Annotated in this window: 22 protein-coding genes; 17 read left to right on the forward strand and 5 right to left on the reverse strand. The window is 40.6% G+C overall.

The genetic code is table 11. The features are described 5' to 3' along the window. Positions 1–31: 31 nt before the first annotated feature. The 5 genes from MHB45_RS03910 (at position 32) to clpB (ending at position 6751) form a co-directional block, all read left to right on the forward strand. On the forward strand, positions 32–979 hold the full coding sequence (locus tag MHB45_RS03910; RefSeq protein ID WP_048686907.1) for a fumarylacetoacetate hydrolase family protein: 948 nt from the start codon (positions 32–34) through the stop codon (positions 977–979). Position 980: 1 nt separating this feature from the next. Then, complete coding sequence (locus MHB45_RS03915) at positions 981–1472, forward strand: DinB family protein (protein ID WP_048686909.1); 492 nt, start codon at positions 981–983, stop codon at positions 1470–1472. Between the two features lie 30 nt (positions 1473–1502). Further along, positions 1503–2615: a cupin domain-containing protein gene (locus tag MHB45_RS03920; RefSeq protein WP_072272571.1), complete on the forward strand. Its 1113-nt coding sequence runs from the start codon at positions 1503–1505 to the stop codon at positions 2613–2615. A gap of 127 nt (positions 2616–2742) precedes the next feature. Continuing rightward, positions 2743–3942 (forward strand): FAD-dependent monooxygenase, encoded by a 1200-nt coding sequence (locus tag MHB45_RS03925; RefSeq protein ID WP_081088537.1) that lies wholly within the window; start codon positions 2743–2745, stop codon positions 3940–3942. Between the two features lie 220 nt (positions 3943–4162). After that, positions 4163–6751: an ATP-dependent chaperone ClpB gene (gene clpB / locus MHB45_RS03930; protein WP_072272573.1), complete on the forward strand. Its 2589-nt coding sequence runs from the start codon at positions 4163–4165 to the stop codon at positions 6749–6751. An 82-nt stretch (positions 6752–6833) separates the two neighbouring features. Here the strand turns inward: clpB and MHB45_RS03935 are convergent, their stop codons facing one another. After that, positions 6834–7025 carry a YjzD family protein gene (locus tag MHB45_RS03935; protein WP_048686917.1) on the reverse strand — a complete coding sequence of 64 codons (192 nt, stop codon included), beginning with the start codon at positions 7023–7025 and terminating at the stop codon, positions 6834–6836. Positions 7026–7319: 294 nt separating this feature from the next. Between MHB45_RS03935 and MHB45_RS03940 the strand changes: the two genes are divergently transcribed. The 3 genes from MHB45_RS03940 to MHB45_RS03950 all read left to right on the forward strand — a co-directional run bounded on the left by MHB45_RS03940 (position 7320) and on the right by MHB45_RS03950 (position 9373). Next, the gene (locus MHB45_RS03940) at positions 7320–8042 is read left to right on the forward strand and encodes an alpha/beta hydrolase (RefSeq protein ID WP_048686919.1); all 723 of its coding nucleotides are present in this window, start codon (positions 7320–7322) and stop codon (positions 8040–8042) included. Between the two features lie 102 nt (positions 8043–8144). Beyond that, positions 8145–8978: a hypothetical protein gene (locus MHB45_RS03945; RefSeq protein ID WP_072272574.1), complete on the forward strand. Its 834-nt coding sequence runs from the start codon at positions 8145–8147 to the stop codon at positions 8976–8978. Positions 8979–9190: 212 nt separating this feature from the next. Then, positions 9191–9373 (forward strand): ComZ family protein, encoded by a 183-nt coding sequence (locus tag MHB45_RS03950; RefSeq protein ID WP_034314525.1) that lies wholly within the window; start codon positions 9191–9193, stop codon positions 9371–9373. Between the two features lie 42 nt (positions 9374–9415). Here the strand turns inward: MHB45_RS03950 and MHB45_RS03955 are convergent, their stop codons facing one another. After that, positions 9416–9637, reverse strand: a complete 222-nt coding sequence (locus MHB45_RS03955; RefSeq protein ID WP_048686923.1) for a hypothetical protein — start codon at positions 9635–9637, stop codon at positions 9416–9418. 202 nt (positions 9638–9839) lie between these two features. Here MHB45_RS03955 and MHB45_RS03960 point away from each other — a divergent pair, with 202 nt between their 5' ends. The 4 genes from MHB45_RS03960 (at position 9840) to MHB45_RS03975 (ending at position 13825) form a co-directional block, all read left to right on the forward strand. Next, positions 9840–10775, forward strand: coding sequence for a beta-ketoacyl-ACP synthase III (locus MHB45_RS03960; RefSeq protein ID WP_034314519.1), 936 nt, complete (start codon positions 9840–9842; stop codon positions 10773–10775). Positions 10776–10825: 50 nt separating this feature from the next. Then, positions 10826–12064: a beta-ketoacyl-ACP synthase II gene (gene fabF / locus MHB45_RS03965; protein WP_048686925.1), complete on the forward strand. Its 1239-nt coding sequence runs from the start codon at positions 10826–10828 to the stop codon at positions 12062–12064. A 126-nt stretch (positions 12065–12190) separates the two neighbouring features. Further along, positions 12191–12955, forward strand: coding sequence for a DUF2268 domain-containing protein (locus MHB45_RS03970; RefSeq protein ID WP_048686927.1), 765 nt, complete (start codon positions 12191–12193; stop codon positions 12953–12955). 114 nt (positions 12956–13069) lie between these two features. Then, positions 13070–13825 (forward strand): YjbA family protein, encoded by a 756-nt coding sequence (locus MHB45_RS03975; RefSeq protein WP_034314514.1) that lies wholly within the window; start codon positions 13070–13072, stop codon positions 13823–13825. A gap of 256 nt (positions 13826–14081) precedes the next feature. Here MHB45_RS03975 and trpS read toward each other — a convergent pair whose 3' ends face one another. Next, positions 14082–15068, reverse strand: coding sequence for a tryptophan--tRNA ligase (gene trpS, locus MHB45_RS03980; protein ID WP_072272575.1), 987 nt, complete (start codon positions 15066–15068; stop codon positions 14082–14084). A gap of 536 nt (positions 15069–15604) precedes the next feature. Here trpS and MHB45_RS03985 point away from each other — a divergent pair. Further along, entirely contained in the window at positions 15605–16783 is a 1179-nt protein-coding gene (locus tag MHB45_RS03985; protein ID WP_397330566.1) for a putative glycoside hydrolase, read from the forward strand. A gap of 51 nt (positions 16784–16834) precedes the next feature. Here the strand turns inward: MHB45_RS03985 and MHB45_RS03990 are convergent, their stop codons facing one another. Further along, positions 16835–17023, reverse strand: coding sequence for a hypothetical protein (locus MHB45_RS03990; RefSeq protein WP_034314508.1), 189 nt, complete (start codon positions 17021–17023; stop codon positions 16835–16837). A gap of 96 nt (positions 17024–17119) precedes the next feature. Between MHB45_RS03990 and MHB45_RS03995 the strand changes: the two genes are divergently transcribed. Then, on the forward strand, positions 17120–17701 hold the full coding sequence (locus MHB45_RS03995; RefSeq protein ID WP_048686930.1) for a GNAT family N-acetyltransferase: 582 nt from the start codon (positions 17120–17122) through the stop codon (positions 17699–17701). Between the two features lie 141 nt (positions 17702–17842). Here MHB45_RS03995 and MHB45_RS04000 read toward each other — a convergent pair whose 3' ends face one another. After that, complete coding sequence (locus MHB45_RS04000) at positions 17843–19201, reverse strand: IS1182 family transposase (RefSeq protein WP_072272405.1); 1359 nt, start codon at positions 19199–19201, stop codon at positions 17843–17845. A 1641-nt stretch (positions 19202–20842) separates the two neighbouring features. Here MHB45_RS04000 and spxA point away from each other — a divergent pair. From spxA to cls, 3 genes are all read left to right on the forward strand, one after another. Then, positions 20843–21238, forward strand: coding sequence for a transcriptional regulator SpxA (spxA, locus tag MHB45_RS04005; RefSeq protein WP_034314502.1), 396 nt, complete (start codon positions 20843–20845; stop codon positions 21236–21238). Between the two features lie 494 nt (positions 21239–21732). After that, complete coding sequence (gene mecA / locus MHB45_RS04010; RefSeq protein ID WP_034314498.1) at positions 21733–22401, forward strand: adaptor protein MecA; 669 nt, start codon at positions 21733–21735, stop codon at positions 22399–22401. 90 nt (positions 22402–22491) lie between these two features. Then, positions 22492–24000 (forward strand): cardiolipin synthase, encoded by a 1509-nt coding sequence (cls, locus tag MHB45_RS04015; RefSeq protein ID WP_072272577.1) that lies wholly within the window; start codon positions 22492–22494, stop codon positions 23998–24000. Positions 24001–24014 lie beyond the last annotated feature (14 nt).

Consider the following 24014-nt stretch of genomic DNA (forward strand, 5'->3'; position numbering starts at 1 on the left):
AAAAAATCCAGATTAATAAAGGAGAATGAATATGAAATTAGTAACGTTCAGCAGTCAAGGATTTAAACGCATCGGTGCAATTTACCCGGAAAATGTAGTAGTTGACTTGAACTATGCCTATCAAGCGCTACTTGAAAGCGAAGGGAAACTTCGCAGTGAACAAATTGCTGACGCTTATGTCCCTGCAACAATGGAGGAGTTTTTACAGGGAGGGAATGAAAGCCTTTCCATCGCGCAAAAGGCTGCTGACTACGCTATTAGCAATCGTGATTCCTTCAGACATCAATTGGTATATGAAATTGAAAATATAAAGCTTGAGGCCCCTGTCCAAAAGCCAAGCAAAATTATTTGTGTCGGCCATAATTACCGAGAACACATTGCTGAAATGGGCCGTGAACTGCCGCCATTTCCTGTAGTATTCGCAAAGTTCGCCAATACAGTTATCGGTCCCCAGGATGATATACCGTTTTTCCCAATCTCGGAACAACTGGATTATGAAGCGGAATTCGCTTTTGTTGTCGGACAAAGGGCACGTAATGTTTCAAAAGAAGATGCTCTTGATTATGTAGCAGGTTATACAATTGCGAATGATGTCACTTACCGTGATATCCAACGGCGTACACTTGAGTGGCTACAAGGGAAAACGGTTGAAGGAAGTGCTCCGATGGGGCCTTGGTTAGTCACTTCCGATGAACTGTCCGATCCATCGGGCTTGAATGTCCGATTAACGGTAAATGGTGAAGAACGCCAAAAAACGAATACATCCAACTTCGTATTCGATGTGAAGTATCTAGTTGAATTCTTATCGAACTTAATGACTCTTGAACCAGGTGACATCGTACTAACAGGAACACCGGGTGGGGTAGGAGTAGCCCGTGATCCGCAAGTGTTCTTAAAAGATGGTGACGTTGTCAAAATCGAAATCGACAAAATAGGGTATCTTGAAAACCGTGTGAGACGTGTCGGGGAGGGAAAATAAAATGGCTTATCAGGGAATCGGGACATCAATCCAATCAGTGCAACAATCCATCGACCATATTCTTGAGACAACGGCAAACCTACCGGAAGAAACGATCCGATTTAAACCAGCAGAGGATGAATGGTCAATCATGCAGATACTTTCCCATTTAGCTGAAGCCATTCCTTATTGGTTAGGTGAAGTGGAAACTGTAATAGCGATGCCTGGAGCCGAATGGGGGCGTGGATTGCAAGATCCAGCCCGATTGGCGGCGGTTACCGATACAGACAAACTTGCTGTGGATGATGTCATGAAGCAAGTGGAGGAGCTTAAATATAAAGTGGAGAGCGGTCTCGGGAATTTAGATGAAGAAACACTATCCAAAGAATCGCCACACCGGAATTTCGCTAAATTCGGAAACAAACCAGTTTCCTATATAGTCGATCACTTCATCGATGAGCATGTTTCAGGACATTATGATCAAATTAAGCGAAATCTTTCTAAAATCCAGTGAGGCAAGATAAAAAAGAAAGTAGGGATTAATATGGCTGAAAAATCGGAATACATGAATAGTACAATCGTAAAAGATTTTACAAAGGATATTCAGCAGTATAACCTTGGGCCGCTGTGGGAAGCCATTCCCGCTCTGATGGACCATGAACCTAAACCCCATGCGCATGCTTATTTATGGAAAGAAGAGCTTTTGACAAAAAAATTGATGGAAGCGGCTGAAGTCTTCACACCTGACCGAGGCGGGGAGCGCAGGGCGATTTATTTTCAAAACCCTGGCCTTACTTATCGCCAGCCTTGGGGATGGGCTTCGACAACACAAACGCTTTATGCAGCGGTCCAGCTATTGTTGCCAGGTGAAGTGGCCCCTTCCCACCGTCATTCCCAAAGTGCACTTCGTTTCATTACGAATGGTGAAGGTGCCTACTCCATCGTGCAGGGAGAAAGGATCTTCATGGAAGAAGGAGATTTTTTGATCACGCCCAAAAACTTATGGCATGGTCATGGACATGTTGGGGAAAAACCAATGATTTGGATGGATGCCCTTGATATCCCAACCATCTATTCCATAGGCGGCACTTTCTTTGAACCATATCCAGATCGGATTGAAACGCCTAAGCGGCCGGATAATTTTTCAGAGCTCCGTTATCAAGGCGGAATGGTTCGTCCAGTATCCGACCGTTATTCACAAGTGGCACCGCTTGCCAACTACAAGTGGAAGGGCACCAAAGCAGCGATAGAAGGATTGATGAACTTCGAACCGGATCCATATGAAGGTTTTGCCGTGGAATATATCAATCCATCAAATGGCCAAACGGCCAATCCGACGATGGGGGCATGGATGCAGAAACTTCCTAAAGGTTTCCATACGAAAGCCCATCGCCATACCCATTCCACGATTTATCAAGTGCACCAAGGATCAGGATATACGGTCATTAATGGCGTGCGTTTTGACTGGTCCAAGGGAGATTATTTCGTCGTTCCTAATTGGGCATGGCATGAGCACGTTGCAGAAGCGGATTCTTACTTATTCTCGGTAAACGACCTACCAATAATGGAAAGATTCGATTTGGAACAGCAACAAGCATTAGACACAAACAATGGGTACCAAAAGGTTGAAAGTGAATTCAAGCCTGTTTTGGTTTGAAAATAATCGGTTTGGAATCTTCAGCTAAGATACTAGTGGATAGATGAATGCCATTCGAATGAAAACGCTTACTGTGGTAGTGGTCCGCAACTTTGGCTAAAAGCAACTAATATAGGGGGAATTGATGATGAACACAGAAAAAAAACCATTCATCGTTATTGGTGGGGGAATTGGCGGATTGGCAACTGCTTTAGGAATCGCAGAAACAAAACAGTATGTGAAAGTCCTAGAACAAGCTCCCGAATTTGGGGAAATTGGTGCAGGCATTCAGCTTGCAGCAAATGCCACCAACGTATTGCAGCGTTTGGGTGTCATGGATAAAATCAATGATATTGCAGTATTTCCAAAAAGATTGGTGCTGATGGACGCCTTTTCCGGAAAAGAGCTTTCCGCTTTGGATTTAGGTGATGTTTATAAAGAAAGATATGGAGCTCCGTATGTTGTTTTGCATCGTTCCGATTTGCATAAAGTATTGGCTGAAGCCTGTGAAAAGAACCCGTATATTGAACTGGTCACGAATCAAACCATTATTGAGACAGTAGAGTATGAAGGTGAAGTGACGGTTACTTCTGCCAACGGGTCCCAACATTCAGGAACTGCTGTCATTGGAGCCGATGGATTATGGTCCAAGGCACGGAAACTTTTTGTGGAAGATCAGCCGGTCTGCTCTCAATATGTTGCATACAGGGGAGCGATCCCGATGGAGGAGGTTACGAGCCATGGGGATTTAGATGATGTATACATGTGGATTGGGCCAGACCTTCATCTTGTTCAATATCCGGTTAGAAGGGGAGAACTTTATAACCAAGTAGTGGTTTTCAAAAGTTCTCAATATACGGAAGAAAACGAAAAAACAGATCAATGGGGAACACCGGAAGAAATGGACCGTGTATTTGCCGGAACTTGTGAGCTTGTTCAGAATGCGATTTCATTCATTCAAAGACAACGCCGCTGGCCGATGTATGACCGTTTACCAATTGATAATTGGACAAAAGGAAGAATTACGCTTATGGGCGATGCGGCACATCCGATGCTTCAATACTTGGCACAAGGCGCTTGTCAGGCTTTAGAAGATGCAGCTTATTTGTCTGATATGCTCCATAAGCATGGGAATGACATTGAACAGGCATTTTTGGAATATCAGGAGGAACGCATTCCACGGACGGCTAATGTTCAAACGAGTGCTAGAATGTGGGGGGAAATCATTCACAATACGACCGATGCAGGCATTCTGCTCCGAGATACGATCTTTGCAGGTCGGACGGATAGGGATTTCCAATTCGTCGATGAATTTCATGGTTACAATAAAACGGCCGTGAAAGCATAAACCATTTTTTCATCCATAAAGGAATTTATCCATGTTACACATGGGTCTGCCTTTCTTCTATATGAAGAAAGGCTTTTTCCGTTTATTTTCCAAACTACTGCATTTCTTATAACTTTCCTTTACATGGGGAGAATTAGAAGTATAATGAAAATATAAAGGTCAAAATTGATCAAACCCAGTGGGGATTCGTTCCTGATATAGATGAATGGGAGGTTTCAAGATGGATATTAATAAAATGACGGAGAGAACCCAACAGGCATTCACTGGCGGTCAGGAACTAGCCAATGAAAGAGGGAATCCCGAGCTGACGGAGCTTCATTTATTAAAGGCCTTAATGGAACAGGATGAAAGTTTATTAATCAGGATTTTATCGGAATCTGGTAAATCGGTGAATCTATTTGATATAGAGCTGAATAAGGAATTGGATGGATTACCGGAAGTGAGCGGGGGTGTTTCCCAGGTTTACATGTCATCCTCCCTACAGCAAGTTCTGACGGCTGCCGAAAAGGAAATGCAGATGTGGGAGGATGAATACTTATCTGTCGAGCATATACTGCTTGCGTCTTTGCAAGTCAATAGAACGAATGTAAACAGGCTATTTTCATCATATGGAATTGATTATGATAAAGCAAAACGGGTTATAAGCGATATAAGGGGGAATCAGCGAGTGACTAGTCAAAATCCTGAAAGCACTTATGAAGTACTGAAAAAATACGGCAGAGATCTCGTTGCTGAGGTTAAATCGGGTAAGGTCGATCCAGTAATCGGTCGAGATACGGAAATCCGTAACGTCATCCGGATCCTTTCACGGAAAACGAAAAATAATCCTGTATTAATAGGAGAACCTGGAGTAGGTAAAACAGCGATTGTCGAGGGGTTGGTTCAAAGGATCGTCAGGAAGGATGTGCCGGAAGGTTTAAAGGATAAGACCGTTTTTTCACTCGATATGAGTGCACTTGTCGCAGGGGCCAAATTCCGAGGTGAATTTGAGGAACGCCTAAAAGCGGTGTTGAATGAGATCAAGAAGAGTGATGGGAAAATTCTCTTATTCATTGATGAATTGCATACAATTGTCGGTGCAGGAAGAACGGATGGCGCCCTTGATGCCGGAAATATGTTAAAGCCGATGCTTGCGCGCGGTGAGCTGCATTGTATCGGTGCAACGACCCTTGATGAATATCGGCAATATATTGAAAAGGATCCGGCTTTGGAACGCCGTTTCCAACAGGTTCTGGTTCCTGAACCGGATGTTGAAGATACGATTTCAATTTTGCGGGGATTAAAGGAACGGTTTGAAATTCATCATGGCGTCAGGATACATGATCGGGCGATCGTTGCAGCCTCTGTCCTTTCGAACCGATATATAACGGAGCGGTTTTTACCGGATAAAGCGATTGATCTTGTGGATGAAGCATGTGCGATGATCCGCATGGAAATCGACTCCATGCCATCCGAGTTGGATGAAATCACGAGAAAAGTCATGCAACTTGAAATTGAAGAAGCGGCCCTGAAAAATGAAGACGACCCTCAAAGCAAAGCAAGGCTGGAAGTGCTTCAAAAAGAACTATCAGAACTTCAGGATCAAGCGAATAGCATGAAATCCAAGTGGCAAATGGAGAAATCAGCGCTTCAAAAGGTGCAGGACAAACGTGAAGAGCTTGAGAAACTGCGTCATGAACTGGAACAGGCAGAGAATGACTATGACCTTAACCGGGCAGCTGAACTTCGGCATGGAAGGATTCCGCAGCTTCAAAAAGAATTGGAAGCAATGGAAGACGAATTGGAAAAGGAAAAACAGGAATCACGATTGCTTCGCCAGGAAGTGACGGAGGAGGAAATTGCCTCGATTGTGGCAAGGTGGACAGGGATTCCGGTAAGCAAGCTGGTGGAAAGTGAAAGGGAGAAGCTGCTTCGCCTATCAGATATCCTGCATGAACGCGTAATCGGTCAAGGAGAAGCGGTGGAACTCGTATCCGATGCTGTTTTAAGAGCAAGGGCTGGAATAAAAGATCCAAACAGACCAATCGGTTCATTCATTTTTCTTGGGCCGACTGGTGTCGGTAAAACCGAATTGGTAAAAGCTTTGGCAGAAACATTATTCGATAGTGAGGAACATATGATTCGAATTGATATGTCGGAATATATGGAGAAACATTCCGTGTCCCGACTTGTTGGTGCACCTCCCGGTTATGTTGGATTTGAGGAAGGCGGCCAGCTTACGGAGGCTGTAAGGAGAAACCCATACTCAGTCATATTACTGGACGAAATTGAAAAGGCGCATCCTGAAGTCTTCAATATTTTATTGCAAATGTTGGATGATGGAAGAATAACAGACTCCCAAGGCAGGACAATCAACTGTAAAAATACGGTCATCATCATGACTTCCAATATCGGTTCCCATTTCTTATTGCAATCCAACCGGGTGGATGGTGGCATTGAAGAAGAAATAAAAGATCAGGTCTTTAAAGAATTAAGAGGGCATTTCCGTCCGGAATTTTTGAATCGAGTTGATGACATTGTTTTATTCAAACCTCTGACGAAACATGAAATCGTTGAAATCGTAGATAAAATGGTTCATCAATTAAAAGTGAGGTTAACTGAACAAAATATAGTCCTCAACGTCACAGAAGCGGCTAAGGAATTCATTGCGGACCAGGGATATGATCCGGTATATGGAGCTAGACCGCTGAAGCGATTCATCCAAAAGCATCTCGAAACGAAAATCGCCCGTAAAATCATAGCTGGGACTGTTAAGCTTAAAGAAGGAATCACGATTGATTATGACCATGATGAATTGGTCCTTAAATAAAAACGTTAATATGCAGTTTATCCGCATCCAAAGTACGGTATAACAAAAAGGACATCCTAAAAAGGATGTCCTCTTTTGCTTCTTAATGTTGATGGGAGTCTTTAGCTGGCCCGGCAGGCATGATAGCTGGGATGATACAAATCAGGATAGCAGCAGCTAATCCTAGAATAGTTCCCTGCGCAGCATCGTATGAAACTCCGATCATGGAAGAAACAACATATACAGTCATATGCACTAATAAGAATGTCCAAAAAATTGTCCAAGCATAACGCATCGAATTTCACCTCATTCCACTACATTCATTTTTATCTTACCATAATTAATATACAGTTAAAACGTGTTTTTAATAATAACCTTTAAATAATTCAATACATTAAATCATAAGAGAAATTTTTTGGCAGACAAGCTGGTTCAAAACTTCAAAAGGGAAATCATCGGGGGAATAAAAACGAAAATCGTCCCTGCTTGGTTAATTTAAGATAAGAAGTTAGGCGTTTCCACTGACCCTTTCTATTTTTCGTCATAAATTAATATAGTAGTAGTAATATTCCTTAAAGGAGTTTGAACGATGGAACAACGAACTTTTCAAATTGATGACCAATGGAATATCATCTATTATCCAGAGCGGCCCAGTGGTTTTTCCGTAATGGTAATTGGAGACCGTAGTCATTTTGTCGAAAAAGACAGCAGCTTTTGGCTGCAGCATCCAGGCAGGCTGCAGATATTGGAATATTTAAAGGAATATGGATACACACTATTTTCTTCCAATTTTCACGGGGCCAACTGGGGCAGTCCTAAAGCACTGGACCTTTCCCTTAACCTATATATTCTTTTCATGAAAAAAGAAATAGTCAATCAAAGGGTTCATATATTGGCAGAGGGGACAGGCGCACTACTTGCCCTAAAGCTAATGAATGAACTTGGAAATAAAATTCGGTCTGTCGTATTGATCGATCCGGTTTTTTCCTTGAAAGCACAACTGGAAAAAGAAAAGGAAAATAAGTTCTTCTATAAAAAATGGCTGTCAGAGGTTGCTGCTGCATATGAGCTCGATCCGGCAGAATGTGAACAGCATATCCTGGACACTGAAGATTCAGTTATCGCAGAGAATATCCCCATGAAAGTGATTCAGGTTTTTGGAAGCTTACGGAAAGAGCAAGCCTCCCTTTATCGGCAAATCCAGCTGGCCAGAAAAGCAGACTTGCAGCTGACGTATATATTACCCGAAAAACGTTATAAAATCCCCTATCAAATACAAAAGTTTTTCAATGAGAATGAAGAGATTTTATGAGAAGAGATATATTTTCACAATAGTTTGCATACGATACAGCATCTAAAAAAACTAGACGTGCCGGGTGAAGTGGGCTTGATGGCATACGAGGAGGCTGTATTTATGCAAACAAACATTGTCATAGGCACTTATCGATTTGTGGGCTTCTATGTGACTCAATATTTTTTGAACCAAGGGAAAGAAGTAATCGGAATCGATTGGGATGATTCCGAAGCAAATCAATATATTATGGAAGAAAAAGAATTTGAAATAGGAAGGAATTCAAATTATATATACTTTCCGATAAATAAACTTAAATTATTGGATATTTCACAGCAGGACACGGTGTTCATCTCTTGTTACGATATTCAGAGCGGCAAAATGGACAAAATCGATTTTCTGATAGGCGAAATCGTTTCCTTCATTGAGAAATTCAAAAATGGCAAGAATGAAACGCCCAATTTCGTTCTTTTCATGCCCATTGAAAAAGATGTCAGTATATTTCATTCCATATTAAGCTCGATTCGTGAAATCGATTCTGCAAAAATCATATTTTTACCGACGATTTATGGACCTTGGCAATCGGAAGGCATGAGCTTTGAAGCTGGAATCAATCAGCTTGGGCAGTCTGATATCAAAGCGGCAATTGCTGCCGAATATACCTTTGATGCTCTCTATATCACTGATTTTGTTAATGCCTTGGAAGCGGTGCTAACCTCAAGTTCCGATAGGGACATCCAATTGTGCAGCTCTATTGATGATCATTGGAATGAATGTGCCAAGCTAATATTTGGTGAAAGCATGGATTCATTCACTCCCCGACAATCAACAACTAAAATCAATAAAGGAACAATATTTGAAGTGCAATGCAAAATGGAACCGGCAGAAGGCATTGCATTACAAAAAAAACATAATAAACGATTAAACTTACTTAAAAAGTGGAGAAAGCGTGATTAAACAAATAATTTCGTTATTTGAGAAGAACAAATCGGTATATTTGCCTCTAATCTATATGTCTTGTACTATAATGTACAAGGATAGGAAGAACATCAAAAGATATCCTTGATTTTATATGTGCGCCCTTTACGAAAGGGTCCTGTGGAATTATGATATTATTTGGGCATCACAAATCAATTGATGAATATTCAAAAGATAGGGGGGAAACGCGAATGAGTTCAGATAAAACTCTTGAATTTATGGGAATCGCCATGAAATACTTCCCAGAGGCTAAAGCGAAGCTTGAGGCAAGCGGGATTCCATTTTCAATGGAGATGGCAGAGCCATTCATGGAGCTCTTTAAAAGCGTAATGCAAGAAGCTTATGAGCTTGGCAAACAAGATGCTCAGCGTTAATTAAAGGCAGGCTGTCCCGATAAAGGGCAGCCTTGATTTTTTTTATTCTTTTTTCAAGAACTTGGCGATCAATGGGTTCAGATTGATTTTATCAATGGTCGGTTTGTATTGACTGTATAAGCCCATCAATGTTTCAACGCTCGCCATCAATTGCAAGTAATCAACCTCCGATTCCTCTTGCTCCGGTTCGGGTTTCCTGCCAAACATCAAATTCGAAAAATGATCATCCGGGTTTCTTTCGCGGTTGCGATTGAAGATGTCCACAATGAGTCCTCCTTTACTCCTTTTATTTATAATGTATGTCCCTGAATTTCCCCTGGCATAGGCGCTTGACCGGCTTCCGAAAGAGATTTCTTTAGCTTTTAAAACTGTTAACTCTTGCAAGGAAGTCTTTTTTTATATAAAATTAGTACCAGGTAATAATAGATGATTATAATAACTCATTAAAATATAAGGGGATGGCAAGATGAATGCTGGAATACTAGGGCTTGGCCGCTACTTACCCGACAAAATCGTTACAAATGCGGATTTAGAAAAAATTATGGACACTTCTGACGAGTGGATCCGGACCAGGACGGGTATTGAGGAAAGAAGAATTGCAAATGATGATATTGATACTTCAGATATGGCTTATGAAGCCGCAAAGGCTGCATTGAAAAATGCGGAAATTTCGGCTGAAGAGATAGATATGATTCTTGTGGCTACCGTTACACCTGATCAGTCGTTTCCTTCCGTCGCTTGCATGATTCAAGAGAAATTGGGAGCGATGAAGGCAGCTGCAATGGATGTAAGTGCGGCATGTGCGGGATTTATGTATGCAATGATCACGGCACAGCAGTTTATTAAGACAGGTGCATATAAGCATGTGTTGATTGTCGGTGTTGAAAAACTTTCGAAAGTAACCAATTGGGAAGACCGTAATACTGCTGTCCTTTTTGGTGACGGAGCGGGTGCAGCTGTACTTGGACCTGTATCTGATGGCAAAGGGGTCCTTTCCTTTGAATTAGGCGCAGATGGAACTGGCGGGAAGCACTTATTACAGGAAGGAGATTTCATTCATATGAATGGACGTGAAGTATTTAAATTTGCTGTCCGTCAGATGGGGGAATCCAGCCTGGGTGTATTGGACAAAGCTGGTTTGACAAAGGAAGATGTGGATCTGCTTGTTCCGCATCAAGCAAACATACGCATAATGGAAGCCTCAAGGGAACGCCTGGGTCTCCCGCTTGAAAAAATGACAAAAACGGTTCATAAATATGGAAATACTTCATCAGCGTCCATTCCAATGGCCCTTGTGGAAGAAATGGAAGCGGGAAGAATCAAGGACAATGACTTAATCGTCATGGTCGGTTTTGGTGGTGGCCTTACATGGGGAGCGATCGCTCTTAGGTGGGGTAAATAAAAGAAGAAACAAATCGTAAGAGCTTTAAAAATAGGAAGGAGCCATTTTCAATGACTAATCGTCGTGTAGTTGTAACAGGTATTGGAGCAATCTCTCCAGTTGGTAATGATGCAGAAACTGGATGGAAGAATATAATCGAGGGGAAATCGGGAATAGGGCCTTTAACTCGTTTGAATGCTGAAGAATATCCCGTTAAAGTGGCTGCTGAAATCAAGGACTTTGATATAGAAACATATATAAATCGTAAAGAAGCACGCAAAATGGACCGTTTTACCCATTATGCAATTGCAGCTTCCGTTATGGCATATAATGATAGCAAGCTGGAAATAACCGATGAAAATGCTGCACGTGTCGGGGTCTGGATCGGTTCGGGTATCGGCGGGCTGGAGACACTTGAAACACAGCATGAAAACTTTTTAAACAGGGGATATAAACGGGTTAGCCCATTTTTCGTTCCAATGATGATACCGGACATGGCAGCCGGCCAGGTTTCTATCTTACTGGGTGCAAAAGGAATCAATTCATGTACGGTAACAGCCTGTGCAACAGGAACAAACTCAATTGGTGATGCGTTTAAAGCCATTCAACGGGGCGATGCCGATGTCATGATTACAGGCGGGGCCGAAGCGCCAATCACAAAAATGTCGGTTGCAGGCTTCTGTGCAAATACGGCTTTATCGACAAATCCTGATCCACAAACGGCTAGCCGTCCTTTCGATCTTAACCGTGATGGTTTTGTAATAGGTGAAGGAGCTGGAATCATCGTTCTGGAAGACCTTGAACATGCATTGAATAGAGGAGCCAAGATTTATGCTGAAATAGCTGGTTATGGCTCAACAGGAGATGCCTTCCATATTACCGCTCCGGCACCAGGTGGAGAAGGCGGGGCAAGAGCCATGAAAATTGCAATTGAGGATGCAGGTTTGAATCCTGAAGACATCCAATATGTGAATGCCCACGGAACGAGTACGCCATACAATGACAAATACGAAACGATGGCAGTCAAAGAAGTCTTTGGCGACCATGCTAATAAACTTGCGATAAGTTCCACTAAATCAATGACAGGCCATATGTTAGGGGCAGCAGGCGGTGTGGAAGCAATATTCACGATTCAGGCAATCAGGGACAGCATTTTGCCTCCAACCATCAATATTGAAACACCAGACCCTGAGTGTGATTTGGACTATGTCCCGAATCAAGCAAGGAAGGGCGAAATCAATGCAGCCATCAGCAATTCACTTGGATTCGGTGGACATAACGCAACGATTCTTTTCAAGAAATATCAATAAGTTTTGAAGGAAGAGCAGATCTTTTGGGATCTGCTCTTTTTTATGTTGAAGGGAAAAGGGATATATTGTGTCATCCGCCTTTATTAAATCATACAATAGTCAATAGAAGCGGAGGTGTATGGGGAAATGGGAGTCATTTCAACCAATGAATGGATGAGGAAGGATTTCAACCGGCCGATCCAGATGATGGAAAGACTTAAAAGCACTTTCAACGATACCCTTGATGCGGATATGATTTATCATCATTTATTGAAGCATGGCATGTATTCTCCGAATCAAAAAACTAAACTCACATGGGAAGACTTGCAAGAAAACGATGTATGGGAAAAAACACAAAGCTTGTTTACAGCTTATAAGAAGCTATGGGGAGGGCCAGATGTTCCCATATATATTTTCCCGCTCATGTCTACAGGGATGTGGAATAAAAAAGTTGAAACGAAGTCAGGGTTGGCCTTTAAAGATAAACTATTCCTTTTTTACGGAAAGGGGATAGCCGAAAAGGAAATGGAGGCCCTGTTGATTCATGAATACCATCATGTTTGCCGTCTGCATCATTTGAAAAAGGACCAAAAAGAATTCACTCTCCTTGATACGATGATCATGGAAGGACTGGCGGAAAGAACGGTGGGAAAATATTTAGGAACAAAATATTTAGCGAATTGGACTAAGTTATATCAGGAAGATAAACTACGAGAATATTGGAGAAAGCATTTAGAGGAAAAGCACACGATAAAACGTACAGATCCTCTTCATGATGTACTTCTGCTTGGGTCGAAAGGATATCCATATATGCTTGGATACTGTAGTGGCTATTACCTGGTGAAAAATTTTGAAAAACTCTCCGTGAAAAGATCATTCATTATTCAATCTGAAGAATTCTTATCAAAATAGAGCTAATATATACGTTCTTTTTTTCTTAATCTGTTTTCTAGAATAGGAATAAATTGTATGGTTACTGCCTATACTGATTGACAAACAGAAATTTGTTTAAGTGAGGGATGAATGATGCTATATCTTCATGATGTATGGGTTAACTGGTTTGAAGGAGAAGAAAACGGCTATAATATTTGTCATTTTCATGAATGGAGGAAAGATGACGGGATCGAACTACTAGATCAAGTTCCTTTGTTGAAAGTGTCATCAACATTGTTCCACTACATAGAAAACGACTTGTCAGAATTACCTAAGCCATTGCTGAATGATGTTTATCAAAAAGCATATGCAAGGAAAAATCATGAGCGAATACAGCTTGACTATTGTTTTATCGTGACTGACGGAAATGGAATTTTAGCTGTTGATACGATAGGTTATCATATTCCGATTAGGAAAAGCAGAATAATTCCCCGGCAGGAACAAATTGTTTATGACATGATAGAAAACCATGATGAGATGGATTACACCTTTACTGAAAAACCTACATCTGAGAAAGAATATCATATTTTGTCGCCGTCTCCCTTATTCATGAACGGTTTGACAAGAAAAGAAAGACAGCTTAAGCAATTGCTATTCATGGCCATGGACCAATTATTCACGGCGAAAAACACTGCTGAAATCCGCTATTGGTACACAGAATGGGCCCCTGAGAAATATGAAAGCATTCAAGAAATGGATTTTCAGATAGCTTGGCTTGAGTTATATGAAGAAATGAAGGAAGGCTGGTCAGAGAAGCACCTTCAACTTTGTGAAAATCTTGTGAAGGGGCAGCCTTTTTTTGAAAAGCTTTGGCAAGTGGAGGCTGGCGATAGCCCATCGATTTTATGAACAAAAAAGACGATCCGTTAGGATAAGTCAGACTGTAGGCAGACTTGAACTGCCCCGTAAATGTTAGACACCAAACTAACATTTACGGGGTGTTTTTTATGTACAATTTGAAAATTTGCCTGAGTCCGCGGAGGAGTGACATATTTGACAAGAATGTGAGAAAGAATCAAGAGCTACAAAGAAAAGGTTTCGGAATGATACCATCCGAAACCTTTTTGTTTACACACTGAGACGATCCGTTGAGGATCGTCTTCTTTTATCTCTTTCTGCCAAGTCCCATGCCATTATACATTTTTCTAATCATTTTATTGGCTTCAATATTCGCCTTTTCTGCACCGCGGTCCAGAATTTCATCCAATTCAGGTGAATCGATCAATGCATTAAAGCGTTCTTGGATTGGCAGGATTTCTCCAAGAACCACCTCAGCCAAATCACTTTTAAAGTCACCATAGCCTTTGCCCTCATACATCTCTTCAATTTCTGAATAGGATTTTCCACTGAAAATGGAGTATATGGACATCAGGTTGGAAACACCTGCTTTGTTTTCCTTATCGTAACGGACAATTCCTTCCGAATCGGTAACTGCGCTCTTGATGTTTTTTTCGATTTGCTTCGGATCATCCAATAAGGCAATCGTCGCCTTTTTATTAGGATCGGATTTGCTCATTTTCTTGTTTGGTTCCTGAAGGGACATGATACGGGCCCCTTCTGTAGGGAGGCTGATTTCCGGGATTTTAAATATGTCATTATGCTTTTTATTGAATCGTTCAGCCAAATCGCGTGTCAATTCTAGATGCTGTCTTTGATCTTCCCCGACTGGGACCACATCTGTACTATAAAGGAGAATATCGGCAGCCATCAACGGCGGGTAAGTGAGCAGTGCTGCGGATACCCCTTCTTTGCCAGCGGATTTGTCCTTGAATTGTGTCATTCTCTCAAGTTCCCCGATATAGGATATACTCTGTAAAATCCAGCCTGCCTGTGCATGCGCTGGTACTTCTGATTGAATGAAGATGGTATTCTTTTCAGGATCCAGGCCAATGGCCAGATATAAAGCAGCCAATGTTTTAATGTTTTTCCTTAACTTGATGCGGTCTTGTGGAACTGTAATTGCATGTTGGTCAACAATACAAAAGAAACATTCATATTCATTTTGTAAGTTAACGAATTGTTTCATGGCTCCGATGTAATTTCCTAAAGTAACGGAACCGGATGGCTGAATGCCGGAGAAAATCCTTTTCAACTGCTAGTCACTCCTCTAAATACGTTTATTGATAAATGGATATTCGCTCTTCATTATTGTAAGGATAAATAGAAAATGAATCCACATTCTTTGAAAGAAATGTGCATGTTCCTTTGTGGGGAAACGCTCATTTGAATCTTGTGGAGGGCCGTTTTGTCCTGTATCGATGCCATTTTGAGAATACGAAATGTCCACTATACTGTATTTTAGCATTTATTCATATTAAATGTATAATCGAAACGGAAATCAAGCCAATAGAAAGGGTTTTCCGTTTCTTTTTTTTGACATGGAAGAAATGAAGGCTTCAAGGAAAATCAAACCGTTTAACATATATCACAATGAGCAGACCATTTTAGGGAAGGATACTCACAAGGGAATACAGGATTGTGAACGTATTCTTAAGCTGAAACTTTGTAAAGCAGTTTTTTTAATTATTTATCAATTATAGGAGTAAAGTTAATTGTTTGTGGTATTAAAGAAAGGGGTTTATTATATTTGTTGAATATTGATGACTGATGGCGAATGAGGTGGAGAAAATGAAACCAATGTGTAAATGGTTGATGACAGGTATATGCTTATTCCTGATTCAACAGCCAGTTCATGCGCAAGGCATGAACGAAACCAGGCAGGTAGCATTAGAAAATAAAGAATTGCCTGCGAGCGTACCGCGTTTTGTTTTTGATTCGGGGTTGAAATTCGACTATCCGGATGCTGTACGCGGAATATATGTGACAGGGCCTGCAGCGGGTGGCAATAAATTGAATGAACTTATTAATTATGTAGATGAAACCGATTTGAATGCGATGGTCATTGACATTAAGGATGACAAGGGGAATGTAACGTATAAAACGGAAGATCCCGACTCTCCATATGCTGGGATTGGTAAAGACTACATAAAAAACCCAAGGGCAATGCTGAAAAAATTTGAGGATAAACAGATTTATCCGATTGCAAGGGTTGTCGTCTTTAAAGACTCCCTTTTGGCCAAAGAGAAACCTGAATTGTCTTTTTTAGATGGTGAAAAGGTATGGAAGAATGGCCGAGGGGAAGCCTTCGTTAACCCATTCTTAAAAGAAGTGTGGGATTATAATGTCGGTATTGCCATTGAAGCGGCAAAGATGGGTTTTAAAGAAATTCAATTTGACTATGTCCGTTTTCCCGAAGGATTCGAAAATAAAGAAGATGATTTGAAATATAATGTCGGTGAATATGATGAAGCGAAAATGAGTCATACAGCCAAAAGGGTTCAGGCAGTGACGGATTTCGTAAGTTATGCGAGGAAGCAACTGGAGCCATACGATGTCGAAGTGTCAGTTGATATTTTTGGATATGCGGCTACATTGCCTGAAGCTCCTGGAATTGGGCAAAACTTCACAAAAATCTCTGAGAATGTTGATGTAATTTCCTCGATGATCTACCCGAGTCACTGGACATCTTATTTTGGTATCAAAAAGCCTGATTTGGAGCCTTATAATCTCGTTAAGGAATATGCGAAATTGGAGAACGGGAAGCTGAAGGAATTAAAAACACCACCTACTTCAAGACCTTGGCTGCAAGATTTTACTGCCTCTTATTTAGGCGATGGAAATTACCAAAGGTATGGTAAGGAAGAAGTTGAAGCCCAAATAAAAGCATTGAATGATAATGGTATTGATGAATACTTATTGTGGAATGCAGCAAATCGATATACAAAGGGAGTAGACTATACCCCATGAAAAAAAGGATGACCTAGGAAGTTCCTTCCGGTCATCCAAATTCTCTCTGAATTACCGCTTTTTATTCCCGCCAACTTGACTCCACCCTGACTGAATTCGTTTCGATTGATCGAAAATATGAGAGTGACGTTTCCCGCCAAACCATTTTTCGCCGATGCCATTCGTCACAACGCCATTCACAGCCGTAATGCCAATAACGCAAGCGGCGACTAAAAAAAAGTCCAAAAAGTAGCTGATCATCAAAACCCTCCTAATATTTTCAAGCTATTCAAGTTCCATTGTAGTGGATAAGAAAAAATCTGGAAAGTATAAACTAGCAAATGAGGAGATTAAATTATGAATTGGTATGAAAAGCTAAACCAGTATTTCCCTATTGAAGAAATGAAGTCAAAAGAACACATAGAAGTTCTTTTAGAAGATAAACAGGAAATATATAAAAAGGATGAAGGGCCCGACCATGTTTTATTATATGTGGAAGGGGACGAGTTTATATTCGTTGATTACCTTTTTGTATCAAAGAAATCAAGGGGGCAGGGACTTGGAAGGAAATTAATTCAAAAATTGCAAAAAAAGCAGAAAACGATCTTGCTGGAAGTAGAACCAGTACAAGAAAATGATGATGATACATTTAAAAGGCTGAAATTTTATAAAAGGGAAGGATTCAAGCACGCCTCTTCGATTTCCTACAGCAGAAAATCGCTTGCCACCAAGGAGAATACGCCTATGGAAATCTTGTATTGGCCGGCAAATCCATCTGTTGATGAAGAAGATGTATTTGATTTCATGAAAGAGATTTATTCTGAAATCCATACTTACAAGGATGATGATCTTTATGGGAAATCTTATCAAGATGTAGAGGATGTACTTAGCTTGAATGCAGGTCAGGAAGCCGATATTTTTAAAGAGATGGAAGTTTGAGTAAAAAGGGCCGGTTGTTAACCGGCCCTTTCAGTTTGTAGACAAAAGGGGTTCGGAATTAAAAAATTCTGAACCCCTTTTGAAATTCCCTTTGAATTTTCGCCTAAAGTTTAGAGATTGGGGCTCTACGAGCCCACTATGTTAGGCCATTTTTGGACCTTGCCATGTCCAATTGGCCATCTTCTTTAAATTAATGGCAGCGAAAGTAAGCATCGCCTGCATCGACAATTTTTTAAGTCCCCTTAAAGTAGTCCAACGCATACCATGCTTTTCTTTTGCATCTGCGAATACACGCTCAATCGTTTCTTTACGTTTTGCATATATAGGTTTTACATCTTGATGATGACGCAGATGATCTGCTTCTTCCACATGTGTTTGCCAGATATGCCGTGTCACCACTTTTTGACAGTCTTTGCTTTCTGTACACCGAGATAAAAATGAGCATGTTGTACAAATTTGTTTTGGCGATTTGTACTCGCGATAGCCCTCTTTATTTGTTGTTGAGTACTTTAAAGTTTCGCCCGAAGGGCAAAGGTAACAATCAAAATGTTCATCGTATACATAGTCCTGTTTGCGGAAAAATCCTTCTTTGGTGCGAGGACGTGTATAAGGTAAAGCCGGTATGATTTCTTTGTTAAATAGGTAGCTTGTAATCGCTGGTGTTTTATAAGCTGCATCTGCGGCAACGGCTTCCGGTTTTCCAACTTTCTCAATCACTTGTTCAACTAGTGGCTCTAAGATCTGACTGTCATGTGTATTTCCAGGTGTTACAATCGTTCCCAATACAAAACCGTTGCGGTCTGCGGCCGCGTGGAATGAATAGGCAAACTGTTTTGTTCGTTCATCTTTCACATAGTAGCCACTCTCAGAATCCGTTGTACTTTCTTTAATCTCTTTGGTCTCTTCTTTATCAAATTTATCTGGTGGAAAAGGCTTTTTTCCATGGTTTTCACGATCTTGATTGATTTCTTCTTGAAGACGTCCTTGATACGCTCGTGTTTCTTTACGAACGATTTTCTTTTCAAATTTCCGTTTATTCGCACTGGCTTTCACATGTGTGGAATCCACGAAAACGTGTTCAGCACTTATTAACTTTTTATTAGCAGCTGTCATTAAAATGCGATAGAAAATCTGTTCAAACAGATCTGTATCTTTGAAGCGTCGCTCATAATTTTTCCCGAACGTAGAGAAATGAGGTACTTTATCATGGAAACCATAGCCTAAGAACCAACGGTAAGCCATATTGGTTTCAACTTCTTCAATCGTTTTACGCATGGAACGAATACCGAAGGTATATTGAATGAAAGTCAGTTTAACTAAAATAACTGGATCAATACTTGGGCGTCCTACCTCTGAATACATATCTTTCACCAAGTCATAAATGAAAGTGAAGTCAATGGCAGCCTCCATTTTACGAACCAAATGGTTCGGTGGCACCAATTGATCTAAAGTAATCATTTCAAGTTGATCTCGCTGAATAGAATCATGTTTAGAAAGCATCCTCATCACCTCAAGTTTTAATACTTCTATTTTAAAACAAACATGACTCCAGGCAAAAGTGTTCTATCTAAAAGGTAAGACAAAGTTGATTGGAACGGAAGGTACGAGACTCCTGCGGGAAAAGCGCGTCTAGGGGAGACCCCGCAGGCGAAAGCCGAGGAGGCTCCCCGACCGCCCGCGGAAAGCGAGTGCCTGGAGTGGAAATCAACGTCCAAATTGTACAAGCCATAAAAATAGACAAACTCGATTTTCATCGAGTTTGTCTACAGTCTGAAAGGGCCGGTTGTTAACCGGCCCTTTTTAGTTTGTCGAAATCCTGCTTTTTAAAGGAGAACTTGGTTAATATTCAATAAAGTTATTTTGGATGTCCACTATATTAAGAAATTTGCCATACTCCTGCCGAGATGCTGGCTAGCCGAGACCCCGCAGACGCTAGCGTCGAGGATGCTGGGCAGACAGGGAGTGGATTTCTGGAATCAACTGGAATGAAATTTTAAGAAAAACCGTAGGCAAGACTCATCCCGAACCAAATTTAAGAATAGGTGATCCTTGATGTTTTTTTACTGTAATCCTTAAAGGATGGAAGAAATTTGCGGGACTCCTGCCGAATAACTGGGTAGCCAAGACTCCACAGCCGCTTACGGTGAAGAGGCTTGGCAGACAGTCGGCGGAAAGGGAGCGGATTTCCGAAAGTGGGTATGTGTAATGATTTCCACTCCAGGCACTCGCTTTCCGCGGGCGGTCCAGGGAACCTCCTCGGCGTTCGCCCTGCGGAGTCTCCCTTGGCCACGCTTTTCCCGCAGGAGTCTCGTACCTTACGTTCCAATTAGCTGGAACTTCTTTTTTTAGAGATATTGTAGGAAACTGGCTCTTCTTCTCCAATTCGTCTACAGTCTGGCGGTCCATCAATTTTCCGGCAAAAGGAGTTTCGAATCCTCTCGCCCCGAACCATAATTTTAAACAAGACTAGTTTATCCTTCATGTTTTTTTACAGTACCCCTTAATGGACGGAAGAAATGAGCGACACTCCTGCCGAATAACTGGGTAGCCGAGCCCCCGCAGTCAGTCGGCGGAAAGGGAGCGGATTTCTGGAATCAAATGGTATGTCTTTTATTGTGCATATTCTGCAGGTAAATGAATATCTATAACTTCTTGGATGGTAGATTACTCCCTTATTGCGGATTCTTTCGAATTACCTTTTTCACTTTTGGAAATATATGTGCTAAAAGAATGGTTTTTCTTGTAAAAGGAGGAATTTGCTTTTTATTAAAGAAAATATATTAACATGATCTTGTTTATTGACAAGGATTGGGGGTAAATAAAAGTAACGAGATAATTAATTAATCATGAGGGCCGAATTGAGAGTTAAATGAGAATGGCAGCTATGTTTTTTCAATTAGAAAATGTGGTCTTAATGTATTACATAAAAAAATGAAATAGCTATAGTACAGCATGAACAGGAAGTTTTAAAGGATTTTTTCAAATATCAAAAAGGGTATTCATTTTAAAAAAATTAGTGTATAATAAGGAACATGAAATACTTATTTAAAATTATTTCAAATTAGAGTGGTACTTATGAATACTAATAGTAGATTTCCCCTCATAGATCACCGATTCTATATTTAGGGAGTGTGAGTAAGCATGGTAACATTATATACATCACCTAGTTGTACTTCATGCAGAAAAGCAAAAGCATGGTTAGAGGAACATGAGATTGGATATAAAGAAAGAAACATTTTTTCAGAACCGTTAACGATTGATGAGATTAAAGAAATTCTTCGAATGACAGAAGATGGAACCGATGAAATCATTTCAACACGGTCAAAAACTTTCCAAAAGTTAAACGTAAATTTAGAGAGCCTGCCTCTTCAAGAATTATATAAATTGATCAAGGAGAATCCTGGACTGTTGAGACGTCCAATTATCCTTGACGAGAAACGGCTTCAAGTTGGTTATAATGAAGATGAGATAAGACGATTTTTACCACGTAAAGTTCGTACCTTCCAATTACGGGAAGCACAACGTATGGTCAACTAATAAGGTCTTTCAAGCTCTGCCAGGAAATGTGCAGGGCTTTTTCTTTATACATATCCGATTTTCCGCTGATTTTTTTAACTTAATGACGGGGAACATAACAGGATTGATAGGCGACAGCGGTCGTTTCTTAGCTGCAACAGGTCCCTTGAACCGGTCATCATTTAAAGAAAAAATAAGAATGCAGCTCATCATGCCATGTATATAATATGACATTGACGGCAGTAAGAGTGAAATTTAATAAAGCATTATGATAGTTGCATGCGGATGTATTTTTTTATAGAATGAATGGAATATTAGGCAAACAATTGTTTTTTAGATAAGTAATGTTTTTTATTTCCCTTCTTCAAGGTTTTGTCATAAAATGATGTAAAATAGTCTGTTTTAATGACTATCATGATTTACAGTATTCACTTACGGGTAAAGAGCTTTTAAGAGCAATTTTCGCTTGGGGGTTATTATCCCTTCAAAATGAGAAAGGAAGGGAGAGGGGAATCATGGAAATCGAACGCATTAATGACGATACAGTAAAATTTTATATTTCCTATATAGATATTGAGGAAAGAGGCTTTGATCGCGAAGAAATTTGGTACAGCCGCGAGCGAAGTGAGGAACTTTTTTGGGAAATGATGGATGAAGTGCATCAGGAAGAAGAATTCATGATTGAAGGACCTTTATGGATTCAAGTTCAAGCCCTTGAAAAAGGCTTGGAAGTTTTGGTCACAAAAGCCCAGCTTGCCAAAGATGGTCAGAAACTCGAGCTGCCTCTTTCAGATGATAAGTTAAGGGATTTGAATGTATCAGACAAGATGGATACGCTTCTTGATCAACATTTTCATGGTAAAGATGAAGAAAGCGGAATGACATTCGAAGATGGTATGATTGAATTCATCACGACTTTCGAGGATTTCGAAGATGTCATTTCATTAAGCAAACGTCATGGCTTGGATGATTGGACGACTAAACTTTATGTTTATCAGAATAAATATTATCTTTATATCGAATTTTCCGAAGCGGAGATTGATGAGGAAGAAATCGATAATGTTCTAAGTCTTTTATTGGAATATAGCCAGGAGTCGCCTATAACGGTGCACATGCTTGAAGAGTACGGAAAGATAGTTATCGAAAATGATGTATTCACAACGGTCGATAAATATTTCGCATAGACTGTTGAGGCCGATTTCAGTAGAAATCGGCCTTTTCGTCTAAGGGGGTTTTTTTAATGTTCCTGTGTTTGTTAATTGGAGGGAGTCTAGGTGAAGAATATAGTTGGCATCGGTCTGCTTATTCTCATGTTGGTCAGCACTTGGCATTTTCTATTAAATGGCGTTGATGGCGGGCTGATTTTTTATTCTAGCCTTATTTTGACCCTTTTCTTGGTGATAATTGGATTCAACATTTTCCTGGAAAATCGAGATCCCATCCAGACCATAACATGGCTTGTTATTTTTTGCGCTTTCCCATTCATCGGTTTCATTTTTTACTTTTTGTTTGGCCGTAATTTTCGGAAAGAAAGGATATTTCGCAAGAAGTACTTTTTGGATAAACAGACTTTCGTGAAAATAAGCGGCGAAGCGGGATATAATGAACGAATTAAGGAAATGGGCGATCACCCACAGCAGTTAATCACTCTTGCAAATAGGCTGGGGAATAGTCCTGTATCATTTACGACCGAAACCAGGGTTTTACGGAATGGTGAGGAGACATTTTCCAATATCATCGAAGAATTAAAAAAAGCAAGACATCATATTCATTTAGAATATTTTATTGTTAGGGATGACCGCATTGGCGGACTGCTAAAAGACATCTTGATACAAAAAGTAAAAGAAGGGGTAAAGGTCCGTTTTCTCTATGATGCGGTTGGTTCCTGGAAGTTAGCTCGATCTTATATCGATGAACTGAAGAATGCGGGAGCCGAAATGGTGGCCTTTGGTCCGTTGCATCTCCCTTTATTAAATAATAAATTCAACTTTCGCAACCATCGTAAAATAATTGTGATAGATGGCTCTGTCGGTTTCACCGGCGGCCTCAATATAGGGGATGAATATTTGGGACAAGACCAGAAATTCGGTTCTTGGCGGGATACGCATCTCATCATAAAGGGGGAAGCGGTCAGAACGTTACAGCTCATATTTCTGCAGGATTGGTATTATAGCACCAACAATAGTTTTTTAAGTGATGAATACCTCATGACTGGAATGCCGAACCATCACGGACATGGCGGAGTTCAATTGATTGGCGGCGGGCCGGATAGTGAATGGACGATCATTAAAAGCATTTTTTTTAAGATGATCACTTCAGCAGAAAAGTCCGTCTGGATTGCCTCCCCGTATTTCGTTCCTGATGACAATATCTTACAAGCATTGAAGGTGGCTGCTTTAAGTGGTTTGGATGTCAGGCTTCTCGTCCCGAAGAACCCCGATAAACGTATCGTATTTCATGCTTCGAGAACTTATTTTCCCGAATTGCTTGCTTCTGGAGTTCGTATATTTCAATATAATGAAGGCTTCATGCATAGTAAAATCATCATAGTGGATGACCAAATGGCATCAATTGGGACAACCAATATCGATATGAGAAGCTTTCACCTGAATTTCGAAGTCAATGCATTTCTTTACCGGACGGAAAGTGCTCAGCAGCTGGTGAATGATTACATGGAAGATATAAAGGTATCCAAGGAAGTGGAGATTGATGAGTTTTCCAAACGTAATTTCGGTTTGAAATTATTGGAGTCCACTTGCCGATTGCTTTCACCCCTTCTTTAATTGTAACTCTCTTT

It is taken from the genome of Peribacillus sp. FSL K6-5616, from assembly GCF_038008245.1.
Classification (GTDB): Bacteria; Bacillota; Bacilli; order Bacillales; family DSM-1321; genus Peribacillus; species Peribacillus frigoritolerans.